Origin of the sequence: Peribacillus sp. FSL E2-0159 (assembly GCF_038643155.1) — a bacterium.
In the GTDB taxonomy this organism is placed as follows: Bacteria; Bacillota; Bacilli; order Bacillales; family DSM-1321; genus Peribacillus; species Peribacillus simplex.
In genome coordinates this window covers 1,173,544-1,196,888 of record NZ_CP152053.1, presented here as the reverse complement: position 1 = coordinate 1,196,888, position 23,345 = coordinate 1,173,544, and the positions used below count along the sequence as shown (strand labels likewise).

At 40.4% G+C, this 23,345-nt stretch carries 22 protein-coding genes and 2 riboswitches; of the genes, 10 read left to right on the top strand and 12 right to left on the bottom strand.

The features are described 5' to 3' along the window. The first annotated feature begins 223 nt into the window (after positions 1 to 223). Positions 224 to 1,333: a histidine kinase N-terminal domain-containing protein gene (locus NYE63_RS05950; RefSeq protein WP_342604463.1), complete on the top strand. Its 1,110-nt coding sequence runs from the start codon at positions 224 to 226 to the stop codon at positions 1,331 to 1,333. 270 nt (positions 1,334 to 1,603) lie between these two features. After that, positions 1,604 to 2,935, top strand: a complete 1,332-nt coding sequence (locus NYE63_RS05945; RefSeq protein ID WP_342604462.1) for a hemolysin family protein — start codon at positions 1,604 to 1,606, stop codon at positions 2,933 to 2,935. Between the two features lie 53 nt (positions 2,936 to 2,988). Here the strand turns inward: NYE63_RS05945 and NYE63_RS05940 are convergent, their stop codons facing one another. From NYE63_RS05940 to NYE63_RS05925, 4 genes are all read right to left on the bottom strand, one after another. Next, complete coding sequence (locus NYE63_RS05940; protein WP_342605692.1) at positions 2,989 to 3,618, bottom strand: DedA family protein; 630 nt, start codon at positions 3,616 to 3,618, stop codon at positions 2,989 to 2,991. 163 nt (positions 3,619 to 3,781) lie between these two features. Further along, positions 3,782 to 3,946 (bottom strand): hypothetical protein, encoded by a 165-nt coding sequence (locus NYE63_RS05935; RefSeq protein ID WP_342604461.1) that lies wholly within the window; start codon positions 3,944 to 3,946, stop codon positions 3,782 to 3,784. A 92-nt stretch (positions 3,947 to 4,038) separates the two neighbouring features. Further along, on the bottom strand, positions 4,039 to 4,755 hold the full coding sequence (locus tag NYE63_RS05930; RefSeq protein ID WP_342604460.1) for a FixH family protein: 717 nt from the start codon (positions 4,753 to 4,755) through the stop codon (positions 4,039 to 4,041). 94 nt (positions 4,756 to 4,849) lie between these two features. Beyond that, complete coding sequence (locus tag NYE63_RS05925) at positions 4,850 to 5,422, bottom strand: YitT family protein (protein WP_342604459.1); 573 nt, start codon at positions 5,420 to 5,422, stop codon at positions 4,850 to 4,852. A gap of 611 nt (positions 5,423 to 6,033) precedes the next feature. Here NYE63_RS05925 and NYE63_RS05920 point away from each other — a divergent pair. Continuing rightward, complete coding sequence (locus tag NYE63_RS05920; protein WP_342604458.1) at positions 6,034 to 7,386, top strand: hemolysin family protein; 1,353 nt, start codon at positions 6,034 to 6,036, stop codon at positions 7,384 to 7,386. Positions 7,387 to 7,730: 344 nt separating this feature from the next. Here NYE63_RS05920 and ytvI read toward each other — a convergent pair whose 3' ends face one another. Beyond that, positions 7,731 to 8,774, bottom strand: coding sequence for a sporulation integral membrane protein YtvI (gene ytvI, locus NYE63_RS05915; RefSeq protein ID WP_342604457.1), 1,044 nt, complete (start codon positions 8,772 to 8,774; stop codon positions 7,731 to 7,733). Positions 8,775 to 8,902: 128 nt separating this feature from the next. Between ytvI and NYE63_RS05910 the strand changes: the two genes are divergently transcribed. After that, complete coding sequence (locus NYE63_RS05910; RefSeq protein ID WP_342604456.1) at positions 8,903 to 9,106, top strand: hypothetical protein; 204 nt, start codon at positions 8,903 to 8,905, stop codon at positions 9,104 to 9,106. Between the two features lie 370 nt (positions 9,107 to 9,476). Continuing rightward, positions 9,477 to 9,896, top strand: a complete 420-nt coding sequence (locus tag NYE63_RS05905; protein ID WP_342604455.1) for a MarR family winged helix-turn-helix transcriptional regulator — start codon at positions 9,477 to 9,479, stop codon at positions 9,894 to 9,896. Positions 9,897 to 9,963: 67 nt separating this feature from the next. Here NYE63_RS05905 and NYE63_RS05900 read toward each other — a convergent pair whose 3' ends face one another. Further along, positions 9,964 to 11,355, bottom strand: coding sequence for a PLP-dependent aminotransferase family protein (locus NYE63_RS05900; RefSeq protein WP_342604454.1), 1,392 nt, complete (start codon positions 11,353 to 11,355; stop codon positions 9,964 to 9,966). A gap of 103 nt (positions 11,356 to 11,458) precedes the next feature. Between NYE63_RS05900 and NYE63_RS05895 the strand changes: the two genes are divergently transcribed. After that, on the top strand, positions 11,459 to 12,037 hold the full coding sequence (locus tag NYE63_RS05895; RefSeq protein WP_342604453.1) for a GNAT family protein: 579 nt from the start codon (positions 11,459 to 11,461) through the stop codon (positions 12,035 to 12,037). Positions 12,038 to 12,084: 47 nt separating this feature from the next. Here the strand turns inward: NYE63_RS05895 and NYE63_RS05890 are convergent, their stop codons facing one another. From NYE63_RS05890 to NYE63_RS05880, 3 genes are all read right to left on the bottom strand, one after another. Continuing rightward, on the bottom strand, positions 12,085 to 12,228 hold the full coding sequence (locus tag NYE63_RS05890) for a hypothetical protein (protein ID WP_342604452.1): 144 nt from the start codon (positions 12,226 to 12,228) through the stop codon (positions 12,085 to 12,087). Between the two features lie 74 nt (positions 12,229 to 12,302). Beyond that, positions 12,303 to 12,758: a GNAT family N-acetyltransferase gene (locus NYE63_RS05885; protein WP_342605691.1), complete on the bottom strand. Its 456-nt coding sequence runs from the start codon at positions 12,756 to 12,758 to the stop codon at positions 12,303 to 12,305. 17 nt (positions 12,759 to 12,775) lie between these two features. Then, a complete protein-coding gene (locus NYE63_RS05880; protein ID WP_342604451.1) occupies positions 12,776 to 13,792 on the bottom strand; it encodes a nitronate monooxygenase in 1,017 nt (338 codons plus the stop codon). A 141-nt stretch (positions 13,793 to 13,933) separates the two neighbouring features. On the opposite strand from NYE63_RS05880, the gene NYE63_RS05875 reads away from it, so the two are divergent. Further along, a complete protein-coding gene (locus NYE63_RS05875) occupies positions 13,934 to 14,899 on the top strand; it encodes a rhodanese-related sulfurtransferase (protein ID WP_342604450.1) in 966 nt (321 codons plus the stop codon). Between the two features lie 308 nt (positions 14,900 to 15,207). On the opposite strand, the gene NYE63_RS05870 is transcribed toward NYE63_RS05875, so the two are convergent. Next, positions 15,208 to 15,840, bottom strand: a complete 633-nt coding sequence (locus NYE63_RS05870) for a superoxide dismutase family protein (protein WP_342604449.1) — start codon at positions 15,838 to 15,840, stop codon at positions 15,208 to 15,210. A 169-nt stretch (positions 15,841 to 16,009) separates the two neighbouring features. Beyond that, a complete protein-coding gene (locus NYE63_RS05865) occupies positions 16,010 to 17,317 on the bottom strand; it encodes a citrate:proton symporter (RefSeq protein WP_342604448.1) in 1,308 nt (435 codons plus the stop codon). A 202-nt stretch (positions 17,318 to 17,519) separates the two neighbouring features. On the opposite strand from NYE63_RS05865, the gene NYE63_RS05860 reads away from it, so the two are divergent. The 3 genes from NYE63_RS05860 to NYE63_RS05850 all read left to right on the top strand — a co-directional run bounded on the left by NYE63_RS05860 (position 17,520) and on the right by NYE63_RS05850 (position 21,792). Further along, positions 17,520 to 18,731 (top strand): MFS transporter, encoded by a 1,212-nt coding sequence (locus NYE63_RS05860; protein ID WP_144477718.1) that lies wholly within the window; start codon positions 17,520 to 17,522, stop codon positions 18,729 to 18,731. A 244-nt stretch (positions 18,732 to 18,975) separates the two neighbouring features. After that, positions 18,976 to 19,065: riboswitch (cyclic di-GMP riboswitch) on the top strand. A 1,037-nt stretch (positions 19,066 to 20,102) separates the two neighbouring features. Next, entirely contained in the window at positions 20,103 to 21,560 is a 1,458-nt protein-coding gene (locus NYE63_RS05855) for a SulP family inorganic anion transporter (protein WP_342604447.1), read from the top strand. An 85-nt stretch (positions 21,561 to 21,645) separates the two neighbouring features. Then, a complete protein-coding gene (locus NYE63_RS05850) occupies positions 21,646 to 21,792 on the top strand; it encodes a hypothetical protein (protein WP_342604446.1) in 147 nt (48 codons plus the stop codon). Positions 21,793 to 21,891: 99 nt separating this feature from the next. On the opposite strand, the gene NYE63_RS05845 is transcribed toward NYE63_RS05850, so the two are convergent. Continuing rightward, positions 21,892 to 22,821 carry a manganese-dependent inorganic pyrophosphatase gene (locus NYE63_RS05845; protein WP_342604445.1) on the bottom strand — a complete coding sequence of 310 codons (930 nt, stop codon included), beginning with the start codon at positions 22,819 to 22,821 and terminating at the stop codon, positions 21,892 to 21,894. A 293-nt stretch (positions 22,822 to 23,114) separates the two neighbouring features. Next, a riboswitch (cobalamin riboswitch) is annotated at positions 23,115 to 23,296 on the top strand. The last annotated feature ends 49 nt before the right edge of the window (positions 23,297 to 23,345 follow it).

The following is a 23,345-nucleotide window of genomic DNA, read 5'->3' as shown; positions in this document are numbered from 1 at the left end:
TTTTTTTGTTATTAATTCCTGTAATTACTGTAATAAAACTGTGTCAAAAAAAGGTATTTATTGATTGATTGCCGAATATTTATCCAATTGACACATGTTAAAAGAACAGTAATCTGTTATCATGAAAACAAGATGTAATTATTTTGATATTTTGTAATTTTATTCAAATAAAGCACTTTCTGGGTCAAAAGTAAATTCATTTTCCTACAGTATGGAGGGCAAAATGGTATCTAATCGAGAAATGACCATTCACTTTTTATCTTCTCAAAAAAGCAGTATCATTTCCAAATGGAAAGATGAGTTGCTGCATTTACCGGACGGATATCTGGGGTATTTTAAAGGAGAAGTAGAAAATATTTTTAATCTGCTAATGGATCAGCTTGGAAAATCGGATACTGAAATAGACGATGTACTGAAGGTCGTTGGGGAAAAAATTGCGTCTGATCGAGTTAATAAGCAATTGGATATGGAAAATTTCTTTTCCACTGCAACCATCGGGAGATCCATCAACATAGAGCATGTTTTGAATTCCGAAGCACCCAAAGAAGAAATATCGGATCTAATTAAGCAAATAAACGTTTACTTCGATAAACTCATTCATTTTGCATTATCCCATTATACCGAATTGAAAACGATGGAACTTGAAGAACGCTATCAATTCATAAGCCCAAACCATAAAGACCGTTTGACGCTCCTTGGCCAAATGACTTCAAGCTTTGTCCATGAATTCAGAAATCCACTGACTTCCATCATGGGATTCATACAATTGTTACAGGCAGAACAACCTGAGATAAAATACCTTGATATCATTTCAAAGGAATTGGATCAGCTCAATTACCGGATTACACAATTTCTTAATATTTCCAAAAAGGAAACTTCAGCATCACCACCTGATCTATTTTCCATTGCTCAACTTGTGAATGAGGTGATTGAATTTTTATATCCCAGCATTTTGGAAGTAAATGCTTCCATTACATGTAATATTGCCGATGATGCCGTCATTTCCGGTTCTAAAGAAGAATTCCGGCAAGTTTTACTTAATATTATTTTAAATGCTCTTGATGTGGTTGCAGGGATGCCTTCCCCATCCATTTACATTTCAGGCTCTGAATCACCGCCCGGCATACTAACCTTAAATATATCGAACAATGGACCGAAGATACCTGACGACGTCCTGCCGAATATTTTTGAACCATTCATCACCACAAAAAAAAGAGGCACGGGATTGGGATTATTCGTTTGTAAAGAAATCGTTTTAAAACATCAAGGAACCTTATCTTGTCACTCTACCGATTTCCTAACGACCTTTTCCATACAATTAAAAACTAAATAATGGTTAAAATCCTTAGGTTTTTAGTGTGAAATTTTTGACTGATTGACGTCCAGTTACTTATACTAATAGGAAGGTTCCACTACTAATCGAGGTGAATGATCCAATAGATTGAAAATAATAGCCAGCATAATTCATACAGGATAGACGAGACTTATTTTTCATCTAACATTTTATACACTAATATCATTTCATTCATTATTGGTTTTGGGAGGTGACTGGGATAATTAAGTCGTTCGGTACATCTGGCGATTCAATTAAGTCCCACACTAATTGGACATATTAAGTTTTTTATTAATCATTATTTTAATCGCTTTAACTGCCTTTTTTGTAGCTTCGGAATTTTCGATCATAAGGGTTCGTAGCTCTAGGATCGATCAATTGATTGAAGAGGGAAACAAAAAAGCCATTGCGGCAAAGAAGATTACATCCGATCTTGATGAGTACCTATCCGCGACACAGCTAGGTATTACCGTTACTGCCCTTGGATTGGGGTGGCTGGGACAGCCGACCATCCTCAAATTGATTGGGCCTTTATTCAATGCCTTGAATATCCCTCAAGAAATCACAAGCATTCTCACATTTGTCATTTCATTTTCCCTGATTACGTTCCTGAATGTGGTTGTAGGTGAATTGGCTCCAAAGACGGTTGCCATCCAAAAGGCCGAACAAGTGGCCTTGGCAATTGCCGGCCCGCTGATTTTTTTCCATAAGATTGCCTTTCCCTTCATCTGGGCCTTGAATCATTCTTCTCGATTCGTTGTTGGATTATTTGGCTTCAAGCCAGCATCCGAAAGCGAAATAGCCCATACGGAAGAAGAATTGCGCTTCATCCTATCAGATAGCTATAAAAGCGGAGAGATTAACCAGTCGGAATTTAAATATGTAAACAACATCTTTGAATTCGATGATCGTGTTGCCAAAGAAATCATGGTTCCAAGGACAGAAATCATGACCATATCCAAAGATGAGACGGTACAGGAATTCGTCGATGTGGCCAAATTGGAAAAATACACTCGATATCCTGTTGTCGAAGGTGATAAAGACCATGTCATCGGATTAGTGAACTTAAAGGAAGTTTTCTCAGATCTTATTAAAGATCGGGAAATCCATATCAAAGCGATTGAAAATTACGCTCGTCCGATTATTCGGGTAATGGAAAATATACCAATTCATGATTTGCTGCTAAAAATGCAAAAAGAACGCATTCATATGGCTATTTTGATGGATGAATACGGCGGAACTTCCGGACTTGTCACGGTCGAGGATATCCTCGAGGAAATCGTTGGGGAAATCCGTGATGAATTCGATATCGATGAGGTTGCCTCGATCAGGAAAATTAAAGATGGACATTATATTTTGGACTCTAAGCTTCTTGTTAAGGAAGTGAATGATTTACTTGGCATTCATTTAGAAGAAGATGATGTCGATACTATAGGCGGATGGGTCCTTACGGAAAATTATGATGTGAATGTAGGGGACATCATGGAAAAAGACGGATTCTGCTTTAAAGTGATTGAAATGGAAGATCATGCCATTCGTTCTATCGAGGTGACAAAAAAGGTCGTACAGCTTTCTCTGGAAGAAGACCTTCCCCAAGGATAATGATTAAAAAAAGCCACGTAAAAAGTGATTTTACGTGGCTTTTTTTGATTTGTTCATTTATCGTGAAACCGTCCCATTTTTTTGACCGTTACGATTGGAGGTGTACTCTTTTTTTTCCATAAAATATAAAGCAAGATTAAGATAAAGGAAAAACCAGCAGCCGGAATTAGATAAGGTTCAGTTATTTCCCGGATTTGCTGCCAATTCTCGCCGAGGATCCTTCCTAAGGTCAGGAACAATATTGTCCAAGGTATGACAGCCGCAACCGTATAAAATATAAACTTCCATACGGACATTCTCGCAATTCCGGCAGGGATGGAAATGGCATGACGAACCACTGGAATGAATCGAGCCGTAAAAATCACGCCTACGCCATACCGTTGAAACCACTCTTCAGCATTTACAATATGATTTTCTTTAATTAAAATATATTTTCCATACTTCAAGAGAAAGGGCCTTCCTCCATAATAACCAGCCCAATAGAGAAATAGTTGTGCCATCGTCCCGCCTGCCACACCTGCAAGAACAGCTCCCCAAAAATTCATTTTCCCCAGGCCGACCACATAACCACCGTATCCGAGAACAAGCTCACTCGGGAGGATTTCAACCATCAGCCCCAATAAAATCCCCATATAACCCATTTCCGCAAACCAATTCAATATCGTCATCATAAGCTGTGATATCATGCTATCGGACTCCCCTTACCGCTAATTTCAAATTGTTTGTCCTTCTATCCTATTGCAGCTTATAACGTTCTATTCGATTTTTCCTATCCAGCTTCACAGTGTCTCACATTTAAGAATGCACAAAAAAAGACCAGCTGATATGTGCTCCGGTCTCATTGGATCAATATTCTTTTAGCTCCCGTTTTTGGGGAAATTGAGTAAAAGCAGCTATGGTGAGTAAGGATGAATCATTTTGTGAAACATTAGTAAAAATCTCCTGGCGTGATTTCGTTTTTTCAATATGAATCCCGAGATCTTTATACTTGTTGATTATTTGATTATTCATTCTTACCCTCCCTTTCTGCTGTACCGTTATCCTTTAACTTCCCATTTAACGAAAGGATAAAACCTGTTTAAACAATTCGATTCAAAAAACAATTAATTGACTTGAATGGTTTGCAATTGGTGTTCATGCACTTCGTCTTTTTCGACATGTACCTGCACCTTATAGGTTCCCGATTCTTCGAAAGATACCTTATTTAGATATGTTCCATTTCCATCTTCTTCAGCTTTGGTGAAATGACTCTCTTCGCTGCCTTCCTTCCACACTTCGAAATTCACATCTGCATTTGTCAGTGGCTTCCCATTCAATTCAACTGTCGCTTCAAAGTTCGAACTGTTTCCTGCCTTTATAGGGTTACTTTGAAACTCTATGGATACATCCGTACTAGGGTGAACCGATGCACCTTCACTTTCATGTTCTGGAACGACAACTTCTTTTTCAGGCATCACATGAAGGCCTTTGGCCGTTACATGGGAGACTACAATATATTTGCCTTGTTCTTCAAAAGTATGCATCACTTGATACATGCCACTTCCAGTATTTTTTGCTTCAAGCATTTCGCGTTTATCCTGTCCGGACTTTCTCACTTCAAACAGTACCTCATCAGCTTCATTCACCAATTGGCTTCCCTGTTTCACGGTCGTTTCAAGAATGACTTCTTTTCCAGGCTCTAATTTCCCTTTAATGACAATTGATGCATCCATGGATTCTGGAACAGCACTGTTCACTTCTTTATCCTCCGGCATTTCAGACTCTTGACACCCAGCCAGCATAACTAACAACAACGCAGTACACATATAGAGTTTTTTCATAAGAACTTTCCTTTACTATTTATTAGACTAGAAATCTGTCCTTTTCATATTGCCCATCCTTTCCTTTTTTCAGATTTTTATACATAATTTAACATTAAATGGTTCGCATAACTGTGACTGAAGTCAGCATGGCTACCGCGATAATCGTTAAAAATGAATATAAAAAGATTGAAGGCCCCACAACGCTCAGTCCGAAAAGCAGTACGCATCCATCAATGAAAAAAATCAGCAAACCTACATTGAGTCCGCTCTTCCTGGAAAGAATCTGTGCCAACATATCCGTTCCGCCTGTAGAGGTCCCATACCGAAGCATCAAGCCGATTCCAAGTCCAATCAACCCTCCCCCGATTATCGCACTTACATAGATTGGAATATTCCATCCGGTGACAGCGTCGGAAAAAATATCGATGCATAAAGAGGAAAAAAGCAAGCCATGCAAGCTGTTAAAAAATAGTTTTTTTTCAAAGTACCAAGCATATATATATAATGGAATGCTGCTCAAAATCACACCCAGTCCTGTCGGAAGTCCTATATAGTAATGAAAAATCAGCCCAATCCCTATCATGCCACCATCCAATAAATGAAAAGGTATCAGGAAAAAATTGATTCCCACGCCTACAAGCATGCTGCCGGCAATGATTGCTGCCATTCTTTCCATGATTTTCATGGCTGTCACCCCCTTTAAATTTAAAACTTGTCTTGTTTTCTATAGAATATGTTTAAACCATCCAAAAAATAATGAAACGGACCAATTTTTATGAAACGGTCCTTAGTTTTCTGAATATTCTATAATATGATGCAATAAAGTAGAGAAAACAGTCAAAAACAGCTAATTATTAGCTCAAACTGATCCTTTACAAGCAATTTACCGGATTTAAGGTGCTGTAAGCTGTTTGACTGAATGATTAACTCTTTTTATAATGAAAGTATTTAAATTAATTAGATTGAGGTGATTTGATGGGGCATTAAAGAATGTTCGTTTTGACGGACGGACGCTGCTTTGCGTAACGGATATGTGCATCCTCTTGAAAAATGGCTGCACTCCTTCAGACAGAAATTCTTCTATTTCCCGTCTACGCATCGCTAATCAGCATATACTATTATTCTCTTCATCACTAAAGGAAATGGGAGTTCAAGCGGCTGCATAGCTATTACCACAGCCATTTTGAATGAATCCCGAAAATTATTCAGCACGGCAAAAAAAAATATACTTGTATATTTTAAAAATGTAGGAGGTGTACTCCTTATTCGTCTCGAAGGCGAGTTAAGGGAGACTATTTGGACATAATAAACTTGGTTCTTATTGCCATTTTAATTGCTTTAACAGCATTTTTTGTAGCTACGGAGTTTGCGATTGTTAAAGTGAGAAGCACGAGGGTCGATCAATTAATTGAAGAGGGAAAGCCGAATGCTCTTTCAGCAAAAAAGGTCATATCTAACTTAGATGAATACCTCTCAACATGCCAGCTCGGAATTACCGTTACCGCTCTAGGGCTAGGGGTGCTTGGAGAACCGACAGTTGAAAACATTTTGCACCCACTCTTGAATCAATTGAGTCTTCCAAATTCAGCTTCACATGCACTCTCAGTTGCAATTGCCTTTTCTTTAATTACCTTCATACATGTGGTTGTTGGGGAATTGGCACCAAAAACATTGGCAATTCAAAAAGCGGAGCAAGTAACTTTATTGGTTTCCAAACCTTTAATTGCTTTTAACAAAATCATGTATCCATTCATCTGGGTACTGAATGGCTCTGCAAGGACGCTTACAAGAATGCTAGGATTAAAAGCAGTTTCCGAACATGATTTGGCTCACACAGAAGAAGAGCTGCGTATCATTGTTTCCGAAAGCTACAAAAGTGGCGAAATTAACCAATCAGAGTTTAAATATGTGAATAAAATTTTTGAATTTGATGATCGGATTGCAAAAGAAATCATGGTTCCACGTACAGAAATTGCTACGGTATCCAAAGATGATACGATCCAGCAGTTTTTCACAGTTATGGCGGAGGAGAACTTTACACGATATCCTGTCATTGATGGTGATAAAGATCATGTTATCGGAATGGTCAATATCAAAGAGCTATTCACTGAAATGATAGACAAGAACAATCAGGCAGCGTCAACGATCGACCGATATGTTCGTCCGATCATCCGTGTCATTGACAGTATCCCGATTCACGATTTACTTTTAAAAATGCAAAAGGAACGGATCCACATGGCTATCCTCATGGATGAGTATGGCGGTACGTCAGGTTTGGTGACCGTTGAAGATATACTTGAAGAAATCGTTGGTGATATCCGAGATGAGTTCGACCTGGATGAAGTGCCGGATGTACGTAAATTAAAAGAAGATCACTATATCATCGATGCCAAGGTATTAGTCAGTGAAGTGAATGATTTACTTGGATTGGATATCAATGATGAAGATATTGATACGATGGGCGGATGGATCCTTACCGAAGATTACGAGGCCAAACAAGGTGATATCCTGGCCTATGGTCCCTATAACTTTAGGATAAAAGAAATGGAAGATCACCATATTCGTTATATTGAAATATACAAACCAGCAAAAGTCGTAAGCGAAGTGAAAGAATTCCCGATAATATCACAAACCGAAATCGTGTCATGATAATGACCCCCGTTCCTAAAAAACTAGGAGCGGGGGTTATTTTTTTCCAACTGGTACATGAAATAAAGTAAACACATATTATATAAAGCCTGCTGCATTTAACATTGAATGATTACATGAAGTATAGTTCTACCTTTATTGTTTCATACTGTTAGAAAAGCGATACTTTTTGAAGGAGTGAGGAAACATGAAACTCATAACCATTTGCCAACACTGCAAAGGGAAAGGGAAAACCCGTTATCTGCAATTCTTTTCCCGGGACTGCAATCATTGTAACGGTCAAGGTAAAGCGGTAAAAGATATGTCAAATCTAAGAAATCAGGCAAAAAACATCTAATAATCTTTCATATTTTGAAGTTGGATTTGATGACACCTGCCCTCTTTAACGTATCATAAACAATCAGTATCGAAGGTCCAAGGAAAAGTCCAAGGAAACCAAGCATTTTAAATCCTAAATAAAGGCTGACCAACGATGCCAATGGACTCAATCCCATATTTGCTGAATAGATTTTGGGTTCGATGGTCCTTCTTATGATGGTAATGACAAGGAATAGGATGATTAGGCCAACTCCTAGATGATGGTTTCCTTGAGCCCAAACTATTGCTGCCCAAGGAACCAGTACAGATCCCGTCCCCAAGATAGGTAGAATGTCTACAACTACTATTAACAGGGCCAATGGAATCGTATACTTCACATTTAACAACCATAGTCCTCCATAAGCCATGATGAATGTGATTAAACTCAATAGGATTTGTGCCTTGATGAAGCCTACGGCTGCCATACTTAAATCTTGATAAACTAGCGAAATCTTTTGATAAGTGGATGTCTTTAAATAAAGGACCGCCTTTTTTCTTAACTTTGGCAATTCAAGACTAATTAAGAATAGAGCGATTAAATAAATTAAAAAGTCAATGAAAAATCCGGGAATGAGTGTAACGAACTGAACCATATCCTGAACAAAGCCCTCTGTGAACCCCTCTAAAGCCCTGACTCCCTTTTCCATCGTTTGTTCTATTGATTGAATGAGATTTGGCGGCAACGTTTGGGAATACCGTTCCCATTGCCTAATGACTGGCAATATAGCCGTCAAATACACTTCACGTATGAAACCAGGAAATTCTTCCGAATAGACAATGACCTTCTTGATTAATACCGAAAAGGAAAAATAAGTGATGCTCATTAGCCCGCCTACATATATAACAAATGAAATCAATACTGCCCAAAACCTATGTAGCTTTGCCGTTTCACCAATCATTCGGATCAATCCATCCAAAAGAATGGCGGTGAGCAATGCTAAAATCAAAGCCCATGAATAGGGAATGACGATTAATATGCCTAAAAGGAGAATACCCCTCCAAAACCAGCGAAAAAAGACAGCGACATTCACTGAACAAACCCTCCTTGCACTTTCTTGTTCTCCTTATATTTATGAAATGGGGTCACATATATTTCGCTTATACGTTTTATTTTCTCAATAAGGGGAAAAAGAGATAATAAGAGATGGAGGGATTGACATTGGACAATAAAGATAAAGCAAAGTATCTTGAGGAGCGTAATGATAAGTCCAAGGCATTCAAGAAAAATCAGGAAAAACAGCTGGAACGTGATCAAGTAGTCATGCCCATTGATGATTTACCAATTGATGAAATTAAATATGAACGACAAGAAGAACGTAATAAAAAAGAAACAAAACACCGCTCCACCAGCGAGAGGTTATAAACAAAACCCAGCCACATTAGAGGCTGGGTTTTTGTTTACAGGATATATCGCATTCAGCTTCAAGGTAAGTTGCCGTAATGGTTTTTAAGGGGGTCCTTTGATTCTTGCTAATAGACCATTTGAAGGAAAAAATAAATATTTGCCATCATATATTAAGTGCCCTCTTGTCAATTTATATATGCTTCTTTCATTGTTTTTAAATGATTTAGGAGTACTGGACTCTCTCTCAATCCATTCATATTTCCAGAATCCCCCCTTCCCTGCTCCGCTTCCAAAAATAAACATTGACTGAAATAAATGATTCTTTACAATAGACTTTTAAGAATTAAAGAATATAATGGATTGGTCGACCATTATAAAGGAGAATCATATGACGAACCCTACTCAATTATTTCATCAATATTTACAAGTATCGAGATCATTAGTCAGCAAAATGAATGAACAAATTACAGCCCTTGAAATTTACCATAATCAGTGGACAATCCTGAATTATTTAAAGAACTGTGGATATTCCACAATCCCCGATATTTGCAGTTACTTGGATGTAGATAATGTTATCATCACACGTTCGGTCAACAGCATGGAACAGAATAATATGATTAAACAAGTTCCTGGAAAAGATGAACAGGAAAAACGAATCGAACTGACCTCCCGGGGTAAAGAGGTACATACAAAATGTCTTAAGATTGCAGAAAAAATCGAGGGAAAAGCCCTGGAAGGAATTACTGAAGAAGAACAGGAAATATTTTTCCAAACGGTCCTTAAAATCCTCAATAATATAAGAAACTGAATGGGTATCTTATATCATTGAGGAATAAGTGTGAATCAAGGCCTTTTCCTTATTCTTTCGCACCAAGCTATAGCCATGCCATTTTTAAAAGTCGGATTCCTGCTTCGATTTCCCTTTCGGTTAAACAACCGTACCCAATCAAAATAGTCGGATCTTTCACATTCTTTGAATGATAAACCGAAGTTGGGTGGACTTTAACCCCAACACTGGCAGCCTTTTGAATGAGCTCTGCCTCACTGCTGCCGTTTTTCACTTTTAAAAGAACGTGCAATCCTGACTTTTCACCGATTACGGCTACACGATCATGGAAGCTCTCTTCAATTGCATTTAGCAGCACCTTATTCTTTTTACGATAAATCGTTCGCATTTTATTCAGATGGCGTTCCCAATGTCCATTTTTCATAAAAAGACAGAGCGTTTCCTGAATCAGTTTGGAAACGGTCTGTTTATATCCAATTAACTTCTGCTGATAACAGCTAGCCATCTCCGTGGGTAACACCATGAATCCCACCCTGATTGATGGAATGAACGACTTTGAAAACGTGCCTAGGTAGATGACCTTTCCATTTGTGTCCAACCCCTGCAAGGACGGAATCGGTTTGCCTGCATGTCGGAATTCCCCGTCATAATCATCTTCAATAATATAACCCTTTTTTTCCACTGACCAATTCAGTAATTCAACCCTTCTAGTTATCGGCATGATCATACCGGAAGGAAATTGATGGGAAGGGGTGACATAGGCAACATTCGCTGCACTCTTTTTCAAGGAGTCCACACTCATTCCACTTTCATCTAAGGGTATGAATGCCATATCCGCTCCCTCTAACATCAGTACCTCCCTTACTCTATGAAAGCCAGGGTCTTCCAACCCAAATATCCGCTCATTTCCAAGAAGTAACCGCAGCAGATGGATGAAATACTGGGTACCTGCCCCAATGATGATTTGATCAGCCCCACAGCGAACTCCTCTCGATTGAAATAGATAGGATGAGATTTCAGCCCGGAGCCCCCATTCTCCTTGAGGATCACCGCTCATGAACATTTCCCTTTCCTGTAGATATAACGTATTGTTCAAGCATTTTTTCCACACTGCATGCGGGAAAGAATCCACATCCACCCTTGCATGATTGTAATCTATTTCATTTCTTTCATTCGGAGGGCCCATCCTCCCTTCTGTTAAAGGCAATGGCTCATTTAAAGGTGAGATCGGTTCTAAATCGGCTACGTAATAACCTTTCCTTAATTGACTTTCCACATATCCTTCTGCAATCAACTGCTGATAAGCCGTATCCACTGTATTCAGGCCTATCCCTAAATGCACAGCTAGTTTTCGTTTAGAAGGCAGTTTCATTCCGGCCTTTATTTGTCCATTCTGGATTTCCTTTATAAAGTATTTATACAATTGGACATATAAAGCTTCATTATTCGTTTTATCTAAGGTTAGAGTGATTTCAAACATTTGGTCCTCCTTCAAACTGGTTCCATAAATTATATCAGTATTGGTCCTTATTGCAGAACCAGAATATTTTTATAATGGAGATATCAATCAATAGGAGGAGACTATGGAGCATATCGAATTATTCGGGAAACACGTGATACTCGCCCCGATGATGGATCATCATATCGAACCGCTTTACGCTGCTTCCCTGCCATCTGAAATATGGGAATGGAGCGCCACAAAAATTTTGTCATATGAAGAGGCGATTTCCTATGTAAAGGAAGGAATTCGAGCAAGGGAACAGGAACTTCATCATCCATTTGTCGTTATCGATCAGATTGATGATACGATAGTTGGCAGCACGAGCTTAAGAAATATTCAATTTCATAATCAATCCCTGGAAATCGGTGCGACCTGGTATCATCCAGACAAATGGCGAACAGCCATTAACACAGAATGTAAGTACCTGCTATTGCAACATGCTTTTGAAAAGTGGCAAATGAAACGGGTCGAATTCAGGACGGACGAATTCAACAAAAGATCGCGTGCAGCAATAACCAGGCTCGGCGCCCTTGAAGAAGGCATTTTGAGGATGGAGAAAAAACTGCAAGATGGAAGGATAAGGAACACGGTGGTCTACAGTATTCTCGAGCATGAATGGCCTAGTGTGAAAAGGAATTTGGAAGCCTTTTTGGAAAGGTGAAGATGAGAAAAAGAGTGCCGTTGTTTTGCACTCTTTTTCTCTTGCTGCTATTTTTCATGTGAGTCTTTATGAATTTTCGATAAAGAATCCTTTTGCCTATTCGTTGATCGAATGAATATGAAAACGCCAATCGCAAATAAAAGCGGCATTAGTAAAGCAAAAAGAAGATAAATCATATCTCCAAAGAACAAGGTCATTCCCCCTAAGCAATGCGACGCGCACTTTTGTCTGTAAAGCTGTTCCTTCAAACTCGGATGATCATTACTTAGTCTAAACTTTGTGACAAGCGAATCATATCCTGGCACTGAATCCCATTTTCATAAATGGCCTCGGAATAGTTTCTATTAAAAAAATCACGATCGACCCCAGTTATTCTAAAACCGCATTTTTGGTAAAGGGCAAGCTGCCCTATTCCCGAATTTCCCGTGCCGATCTCAATCGTTTTATATCCCTGTTCCCTTGCATGGCCTATGGCGTGTTCAATCAATTGCCTTCCGATTCCTCTTCCATGTTGCCGTTCATCCACCGCAATGTTCATTATCTCTATCAGCTTTGGACCTTTTTGCAGTAAAACATAAACACCGATCATTCGCTTATCACTCACGGCAACAAAGCACATTCCGCTTCCCAAGTATCCCTCGACCAATTCACTTGAAGGATCTGCCAAAAGCAATAAATGCATCGGTGGTGGCTCATCCATGAATAATTCCCTTATCTCCATCTCCATCCAAACCCTTCTCAGTTTAGTTCTTCTACAAGAAGTTCAACCAATTCTGAAGCAGGAAGTTCCCTGCTCAGCTTATACCCCTGACCTGCCCACAAAGCCATCAATTCAGGATTGTTTTTTTGTCCAGCCGCTTTTCGCATTTGCTTTGTCATGTGATGGACATAAGGATAGGCGACTGGTGCAACACTATCATATTCCGTTAAAAAGTGATTCACCAACCCGCGTGCCCGCCGGCCGCTGAAGGCTCGGGTAACAGCGGTCTGAGTAAATCGGGGATTTCCTAAAGCTGCTTTATGGACGGGACTTGCCCCGCTTTCGGGACAGCGAAGGAAAGCAGTTCCCAATTGTGCCGCTTCTGCTCCCGCTTTGAGCACAGCCGCGATATCCTTTCCATGCATCAGTCCTCCCGCCGCAATGATCGGTAAGTTCAGCTCACCTTTTATCATCCGTATCAATATTAAAAGACCGTAATCATCTTCTGTGCGGTTTTCAAAGCTGGCTCGGTGACCCCCTGCTTCAAACCCCTGTAAACATAGAACATCCGCGCCTGCTTCCGCCGCCCTTTTCGCTTCTGGAAGATTGGTTACTGTCACGGCTATAAGGGAACCGACATCTTGGAGCTCCCTTATTACATCTTCCGTTGGACAACCAAACGTAAAACTGACGACAGCGACCCCAGCCTCCTTCAATACACGTAGTTTATTTCCCCAATCATCGTCATCACGAACGGCTTTTCCAATCTCAGCCCCAACGCTTTCGGCCTTTTTTTCGATCTTTTCACGATAGGCGGATAATATATTCTCATCCACAACCTCGTTACCCGGCACAAATACATTCACGCCAAAAGGCCGCTCAGTTAACTGACGGGTCTGCCCTATCTCGTCCTTCATCTCTTCTGCAGTCTTATACCCAGCTGCGAGGAAGCCCAATCCTCCTGCATTGGATACTGAAGCCGCAAGCTTCGGAGTGGAAGCTCCTCCTGCCATAGGTGCTTGAATGATTGGATATCTCATTAACTCTTTCAACATTCCATACAACTCCTTTTGATTTTTCTTCATGCTCTTATCATTTTTACGTTTTCTTGGTATAATGATTATCTGTAAGAGAAAAGTGTCTAAATGATCACCCTTTATATCTTGCAAATATAAAACATAGGTGGTAAATAAAAAATGGAAACAAAACCATATAGAGTATTACTTTATTATTTGTATGTACCCATCGAGAATCACGAAGAATTCGCAGCCGAGCATCTTGCGGCATGTAAGGTCCTTGAATTGAAAGGCCGTATCTTAGTGGCATCAGAAGGCATCAACGGAACCGTTTCAGGTACGATCGAACAAACTAACCAATATATGGACATGATGAAAAGCGATTCCCGCTTTGCCGATATCGTGTTTAAAATAGATGAAGCTGACGGCCATGCTTTCAAAAAAATGCATGTTCGTCCACGTAATGAACTTGTAACGCTTCGTTTGGAAGAAGACATCAACCCAAACCGGACGACAGGCCAATACTTGAGCCCGAAGGAATTCTTCGAGCAAATGCAAGATGAAAATACTATCGTCCTTGATGCCAGAAATGACTATGAATATGATTTAGGACATTTCAGGGGTGCAATCAAGCCAGAAATCACGAATTTCCGTGAACTTCCGGATTGGGTTCAGGAAAATAGACAAATGTTTGAAGGCAAAAAAATCCTTACGTATTGCACCGGCGGTATCCGCTGTGAGAAATTCTCAGGCTGGCTTGTCGAAGAAGGCTTTGAAGATGTAAGCCAGTTGCATGGCGGCATCGCAACATACGGGAAGGATCCCGAAGTCCAAGGTGAGCTTTGGGATGGCCAAATGTATGTATTCGATGAAAGGATTGCCGTACCTATCAATCAAAAGGAACATGTCATTGTCGGACGCGATATTTATTCCGGCGAACCTTGTGAACGCTATGTCAATTGCGCTAACCCTGAATGCAACAAGAAAATCCTTTGCAGTGAAGAGAACGAGCACAAACACTTGCGCAGCTGTACTCATGAATGCCGAGTGCATCCGCGTAACCGCTATGTAGTCGAGCATAACCTTTCTGAAGAAGAAGTGGCTGAGAGACTACAGCTAATCGAAGAAACCATTACAGCAAAATGATAATGCAAACCCGAATCAGTGGACATGATCCCTATTCGGGTTTTTTTATCCATTCAAACCAAAACTTATTTTCCTATATTAAACCTATGCTTGGACTTCATCCCACTGTAAGAATTAACTATGATCCTTTAATACCATATGCCGGCTAATGCAATATTACTTACTCTTTTACTTCTATATCACAATAGAAAAAGCCTTCTTAAAACGTAAAAAGAATGAATTCAACCTTAAGATTTTAGCGGTCAGCTGTTTTACCTACAATGAAAAGAGCGATTCCTCTTTAGAAGAATCGCTCTAGCTTCATTCATTTATTTTTCCTCTGCACTTACAACAATCCCGCAAGCTTGCCTATCGCCTGCATCACCAGTTTTCAAGGTATCTTCATCCGGTCCTTTTTTTCCATTGGCTTCATAACGGTCAGGAATATTGGCAAAGTTGTCTGGATTCCCATGAACGATTACAGCTAACTCTTCTTTCTTAAGTTGGTCTATTGTCATGTTATCCAATGTTGCCGTATATTTGGCTGTCCCATCTTCTTTTACATATAGAGGGGGCATATCCCCTGCATGTTTAGAGTGCGTTTCATCAGTTGGATTGAAGTGTCCTCCCGCTGTAGTGAAAGGGCCATCCTTAGCATCCGGCTCACATGCTGCGTTTTCATGAACATGGAATCCATGATAGCCTGGCTCAAGACCCTCCAAAGCGGTCTCGATCACTACAGAATTCTCTTCAGCGGTAAAGTTTACCGTCCCAAGTGTTTTACCTTCTAAATCTTTAACTTCCGCCTTCACCTGCGGGTCGCCCTCTGTATCTGTTCCTTGTCCCACTGTATTAATGTCCTCGGCATTTTTGTCCGCCTGATTTGAATCATCCGCTGAATTACATCCATACAGTAAAAAGGCAGTACACATAGGCAGTATAAGTTTTTGTTTATAGTTCATGATAAATTCCCTCACTCTCTTATATGTATTTCCTCTTATTACTTTCCACTATTATGGAAGAATAAACAGAAAGAGGGATAAATAGGAAAATAGATTACACCAGTGAGAGTGAACACCTTACTAATTTCACAGACAAGGATTTCACAATATAGCTTAATGGGCTCACATTTTACAAAGTGATGACCCCGAAAGTAATAGCTGCGATCGTCATGATGATGGTTGTCCCAAACGCCCATTTAAACAGGAATTTTTGGTGATCCCCAAAATCCACGCCTACAAGGCCAATCAATATGAATGTTGCAGGCACTAATGGCGATAATGGGAACCCTGCGGTCGAATGGCCTAATAAAGCCGCCCTTCCGATTTCTACTGGAGCAATACCGAAGTTCGATGCCGTTTCACTTATTATTGGTAGAATGCCAAAGTAATAGGCATCAGGTGAAAAAATGAACCCCATCGGAATGCTCGTCAGCGCTACCACCAGTGGTAAATGTGCCCCGAGCCACTCCGGAATGACAGTTACGATTGAAGCAGCCATCGAGTCCATCATCTTTGTTTCTGTGAATACACCCGTAAAAATCCCTGCTGCGAAAATGAGTGTACAGATCATCACGAAACTATTGGCATGACTTAAAATCCTTTCCTGCTGTTCTTTTGGGTTCGGAAAGTTAACGAATAGTGCAATCGCAAAAGCGGCGGCAAATAAGATTTGGATCGGCAGCACTTCCATCACCAGCAACACCATCAGTAAAATCGTCAAGAACCAATTAAACCAAAAAAGCTTGGATGTTCCTTTAGGTGCGGTTTCAACAGCTGCAGCCTGTTCGCCCATACCAGGTTGCATCTTCGTCTCCAGGGAGCTGACTCCTAATCTCTCCCTTTCCTTTTTGCCAAGTACATATGCCGAAAAAAGCGTCCATAAAAGACCGCAAATCATGACCGGAATGAGGGGAATGAATAACTCCGATACTTCAACCTGAAGACTCGCGGCCGCCCTGACCAAAGGACCTCCCCAAGGAATCATATTCATGACCCCAGCGGCTAAACCAACGACGCAGGCCAATACTAGCCTGTTCATCCCTAATTTGATATAAAGCGGCAGCATGGCTGAAACGGTGATCATGAATGTGGAAGAACCGTCTCCGTCCAAACCTACCAACATGGTTATAACGGCGGTTGCCATGACAACCTTTAGCGGATCTCCTTTTACAAAACTGAGTATTTTAGCGATCATGGGCTCGAATAGACCAACGTCAATCATTAAACCAAAGTATAGAATAGCAAAAACGATCATGACTGCTGTCGGTGTAACCTTTAAAATACCTGCCAACATCATATCTCCCATTTCCGAGGCAAAGCCACCAATCAGACCAAAAGCTATCGCCGTGAAGATAAAAGCGACAACCACTGATAAACGCTTTGTGATGACTAAGACCAGAAACGTTAAAATCATGCAAAATCCTAAAATCGTCAACATGTTAAAAACTCCTTTAAATGGAAAAGTGAATACCTTTCGTTTTGTTTAATTTTTCTGAAAAATCAATATTTTCACATTATACCATTTGCACATTCATTAAAAAACCGGTAAAACAAATTCGTTTAATAAATTAGTTAAATTATGTATACTATTATTTAGGAACCCGAAGTTTTTTTCGGAGGAAAGAAGTGTTGTATGTAAAATGAATGCTCATAAAATAGCTAAACGCAATCTTTTCATCATGTGGTTCGCCAATTTCTTCATAGGCGGGAGCATGACGATGGTTCTCCCATTCATATCCTTATACATTGGTACATTCGGGGATTATTCGACTCAATATATCCAACATTGGTCCGGATGGACATTTGGAATCACGTTTGTGACTGCCTTTTTATTCTCTCCCATTTGGGGACGAATTGGTGATCGGTACGGCAGAAAGAAAATCTTGATTGCCTGTGCCTTTGGGATGGGGCTGTCCATTTTCCTGATGGGATTCGTTGAAAATGTTTGGCAGCTATTCGTCTTAAGGATGTTCACGGGAATATTCACTGGCTTCATTTCCATGTCACAGGCCTTCATATCAACGCAGACCCCAAAAGAAATTGCCGGACGCGTACTGGGAACCTTACAAACGGGAAATATAACCGGTTCCCTTTTCGGACCATTACTTGGCGGCCTGCTTGCAGACACACTCGGCTATTCAACCGCCTTTAAATTCACCTCCATCACCATTTTCATCTCTGGACTTCTTGTTTTTGCAACCAAGGAGTACCAAATGGAACGGCAAAAGGGAACGAAGTCGAGCTATACAAGCAGGGAGGTTCTCTCGCATATCTTAAGGAATCCCATCCTGGTCAATGTCATGCTCATTTCGACTCTTGTTCAAGTTGCCCACTTCAGCATTCAGCCCATTCTTTCTTTATACGTCGGCGAGCTGCATGGAACTTCCAATCTTGGATTTTATTCAGGTATCGCCTTTTCTGCAGCAGGCCTGGGGAATTTATTGATGGCGCGTCACTGGGGCAAGATAGGTGACCGGCATGGACATGTGAAGATTCTTGTTCTGCTTCTTTTTCTGACTGCTACAGTCTACTTGCCTGGTGCCTTCATCAATCATTTTTGGCAGCTAGTTTTGGTACGTTTCATTCTAGGCATGGCAATAGGCGGCATCATCCCTGTAAGGATTGCCTACATTCGCCAAGAAGCTCCTGTTGCCATGCAGGGGGAAGTACTTGGGTACAATACGAGCCTGCGCTTCTTAGGCAATATCATCGGACCCGCAATGGGCGGAATGGTTGCTGGTTTCTACGGATTCTCCGCCGTTTTCATCACGACCAGCACGTTACTCCTCATAGCCGGACTTGTCCTCTATTTCGCGATGCACCGCAATCCGGAGTTGGCCAGATCACATTGATCACACTTTGGCAAGAAAGCCTGCTTCCAGATGGAAGCAGGCTTTCCCATGTTCAATGCTCATACAGCTGTAGTGCTAGATATTTCTAGAAATTATTGTAAATAAGAGGTATCGAAAGGAAATCGAGGAATATTCGAACGGGTCACTTTCATGCCTATCCGTAAATTCCATCAATCCTTAGAACCCACCCATAAACTGATAAGTATTTTTTCTGCACTTCATCACGCATTAAATTTTATGTTAAGATTATTTTAGGCAAATTTTATGAAAGTAAAAGACGCAAAGCTACGGGCCTAAACCAACAACTAGTTGTCATGGCAGCCGGGCTGTCATGATATTTCTTGAATGGATCACTTTATTATCAATTTCTTGCCCCTTTTTAATTTGCCTAAAATTAAAACAAGGAGGGTTATATATGTTCTATCCAACCATTTATTCAGCTACTACGGATGAGAGACACATAGTTAAAGATAAAAATACTTGTGCATGCGGCAAAAGATATAATGTATTCGCAATGTTGTCCAGAAGCGACCTTCGAAAGATCAGGTTCAAGCATTATAAAGAAGTGACATGTACTTTATGTAAATCCAGTATTATTGATAAGGAATAGCCTCTTAACATCAGGAGGGTTCCTACTCCCAAACTTTGATAGAGCTGGCCTTTTCACCCTCACCACTTCCATATATTGTAAAAACGGAAAATATCGTTCCGGTAAAAAAACTCTCTTACCTCTTGCCCACTTATACTGACACAGTAAAAGCACTATCTTTTTTCATTATATGAATAGTAAATGTACGATCTGCCTATAACTGGCTCGATTGATATAAATCATGTGGTTTATAAGTAATCATTAAATTCTATCGCGTTTCACTACCTTCTAAAACCCATTTCTAGAATGTCAAAAATCGGTTCCAATCGGTGCGCAAAGCGAGTAGGTAAAGGAAATCCATGGTTTTTTTGATTTTCAATTATGAAATAGATCCCTACCGTTTTACTCCACTCCCCTTTAGCGGGAATTTTACAAAAGCCTGTAGGAACCATTACGTCAAAAATGGCCAAGCCATTATTCGGAAATCCATTTCGACTGACATTATTACAAGCATGGCCTGTATGCAGGCATAATAAATGATCCAGCTTTCTAGTGATACTGCCTTCCCCCCATAAGATAATCGAATTCCCTCATATGATAGCTCAAGCACCTTTTTAACCAATTCTTCTCTCTTAAAGCATTTTACCTCATTCGATAAGAAATGAATGACCCTCTTGTCGTTTATATTATCCATATAGATAGAAAGAAGGGCTCATGCTATAATTTAGTGCGTTTAAAAAAGAATTCAACACACATATATAAAAGAAAGAAGGAGTGTATCTTTGAATACATCTGCATACAAACAGGAATGGTTCGGCAACATTAGAGGAGATGTCCTATCGGGAATTGTCGTTGCCTTGGCATTGATTCCGGAGGCGATTGCCTTTTCAATCATTGCTGGCGTTGACCCAATGGTTGGTCTATATGCCTCATTCTGTATTGCCATCGTCATCTCTTTTGTCGGCGGAAGGCCGGGAATGATATCGGCTGCCACTGGCGCAATGGCACTCGTCATGGTCGACCTTGTTAAAGATCATGGACTGAACTATTTACTTGCTGCAACAATATTGACTGGTTTGCTCCAAATTTTACTAGGAGTTTTAAAAATCGGGAAATTAATGAAGTTCATTCCGAAGCCGGTCATGACTGGTTTTGTGAATTCTTTAGCCATCTTGATTTTCACGGCACAGCTCACCCATTTCGTGGGCGAAACATGGATCATGTATGTCATGACAGCCGTTTCATTAGCTATCATTTATCTTTTTCCGATGATCACGAAAATCATACCTTCACCACTTGTCGCCATCATATTCATGACGATCGTTGCAGTTACAACGGGGGCTACGGTGCGGACTGTAGGGGATATGGGGCAATTGACCGAAGCGTTTCCGATGTTCATGCTTCCAGACATCCCTTTGACCTTCGGAACTTTGGTGATCATTTTCCCTTATTCCATAGCCCTTGCGTTTGTGGGGTTGCTTGAATCGTTATTGACAGCTCAAATAGTCGATGAGATGACTGACACGGACAGTAATAAAAATAAGGAAGCCAAAGGCCAGGGGATTTCGAACATCATTGCCGGATGTTTTGGCGGAATGGCTGGATGTGCGATGATCGGCCAATCCGGTATCAACATTAAATCGGGAGGAAGGGGACGGCTCTCCACTTTTGTAGCTGGCGCATTCCTTATGGTATTAATCGTGGTATTGAATGATGTCCTTATTAAAATACCGATGGCTGCACTTGTCGCAGTCATGATCATGGTTTCAATCGGGACCTTTGACTGGTCTTCCCTAAAGAGGCTCACTATAGCTCCAAGGTCAGATGCTACCGTGATGATCGTGACGGTCCTCATTGTCCTTTATACTCATGACTTATCAAAAGGGGTATTTGCTGGAGTGCTATTGAGCATGATTTTCTTCTCGGCTAAAATTTCTAAAGTGATTGTAGAGAAAACGGAAGACATCCAGGCTAAGAAAATCATTTATCGTATCAACGGACAAATATTTTTCGCTTCTGTCCAGGACTTTGTTTCGAAGTTCGATTTCAAGGAAAAAGCCGATGCAATCGTCATCGACTTTTCCCATTCTAAAATTTGGGATGCGTCAGCAGTCGGTGCTGTTGATACGGTTGTCCTTAAATATCAGCTTCTGGGAATACCTGTCCAAGTGCAAGGACTCGATGACGAAAGTTCGTTATTGCTTGAAAAACTCGCCACCTCAGAAAGTAAAATATCTTGAAGAAGAAAAATTCTGCTGAATAGAAACTTTTCAAACCGACAAAATAGATAACATGAATTATTTTCTTTTGAAAGGAGCGAAAAGCATGACACCCATGCAGGATTATTCGGCAGCAAATCTGTCACCGGATTTATTGAATGAACTGAAAAGCTTTGAAAGCAAACTTGGCGAGGAAGCCAATAAAGAATTGATTGTCATCGCCTATGAAAAAGAAAAGGAATCTTTGAATTAAGAAAAAAGACTCAAACACCCTTAATGGATGTTTGAGTCTTTTTTTGCATGTACAGAAAAAGGATGCCCATGTTTTTAATGAGCACCCCCTTTTTCTGTATTATTTGCTGAATACGTCCGTTAAGACCGGCACGATTTGTTTTTTACGTGATACAACGCCTTCTAAGACGGCGATGTTATTGTTTAATGAAACGTCGTATGCTTTTTCCACTGCATAAGCTGCTTTACCAAGAGCTAAGGCAACAGAATCATTAGTCAAGATATCCGTTACGACGAATAGGAATAAGTCCAATTCCTTCTCAGCAATGACCGCTTCAATCGCCGCTTCCAATTCTGCTTGCTTAGCAAGGACTTCATTCGGATCTACAGCATTGACCTGTGCTATCTCCACTTTAGCCATTCCCATGGAAAATTCTTTTGCATCAAGAGTGATAAGCTGGGCAATCGTTTTATCGCTCAAGTCAGCTCCAGCTTTCAACATTTCCAATCCGTATGTTTCAGCGTCGACTCCCGCAATGGCAGCCAGTTCCATTGCTGCTGCAACGTCTTGCTCCGTGCAGGTCGGTGATTTGAACAATAAAGAATCGGAAATGATGGCAGACAGCATAAGACCTGCAATTGCTTTAGGGACTTCAATGCCGTTTTCTTTATAAATTTTATTTAAAATGGTTGCCGTACAGCCAACTGGTTCCGCACGGTAATATAAAGGATCGCTTGTTTCAAAGTTAGCGATACGGTGATGGTCGATAACTTCCAACACACGGACTTGGTCAATATCTTCAGCACTTTGCTGGCGTTCGTTATGATCCACCAGGATTACGCCATCAGCTTCCCCTGCAACTTTTTCCACAAGACGGGGAGCATCGAATTTGAATTGGTCCAATGCATATTGAGTTTCACCATTCACTTCACCGAGACGAACTGGTTCAGCGTTGATACCTAACTGCTTTTTCAGATCTGCATAAGCGATTGCTGAACAGATTGTGTCTGTATCCGGGTTTTTATGTCCAAAAACTAATACTTTTTCCAAGATTATATCCCCTTTTTCATAAATATTTTTCCGCGAATCCCCTCATCGTAATAAGGAAGAGCCACCTTTACTAGACAATTTATTTTAACACAAAACCCCGTAAAATCAGCGCTTGAATTACCCATTCCCCAATAAAAACTTTCATTCCTTTACCTTCTACCCGCACTTTGTCAATAGATAAGGTCTGGTTTTTTTCAAATATATTAGTTGAATTATCATCGTATATGGCTTACGATAATATAAGCATAAATACTAGATATTGATTACACAAACAATAATAATAACTATATATAGAATTTTTTATAATCCAAGGTGCCAGTGATGGCTGAAAAGGGAATCCGGTGTAAACCCGGAACTGTCCCCGCAACTGTAAATGTGACGAAATGAGAAACCCACTGTATAGCTCTCTATACGGGAAGGACTCAAAGTAGGATGATCATGAGTCAGGAGACCTGCCTTGAATTTTTCACGTTTCTTATTCTTCGGGGATTGAGATGATGAAACGATAGTATAATGGCTATTTT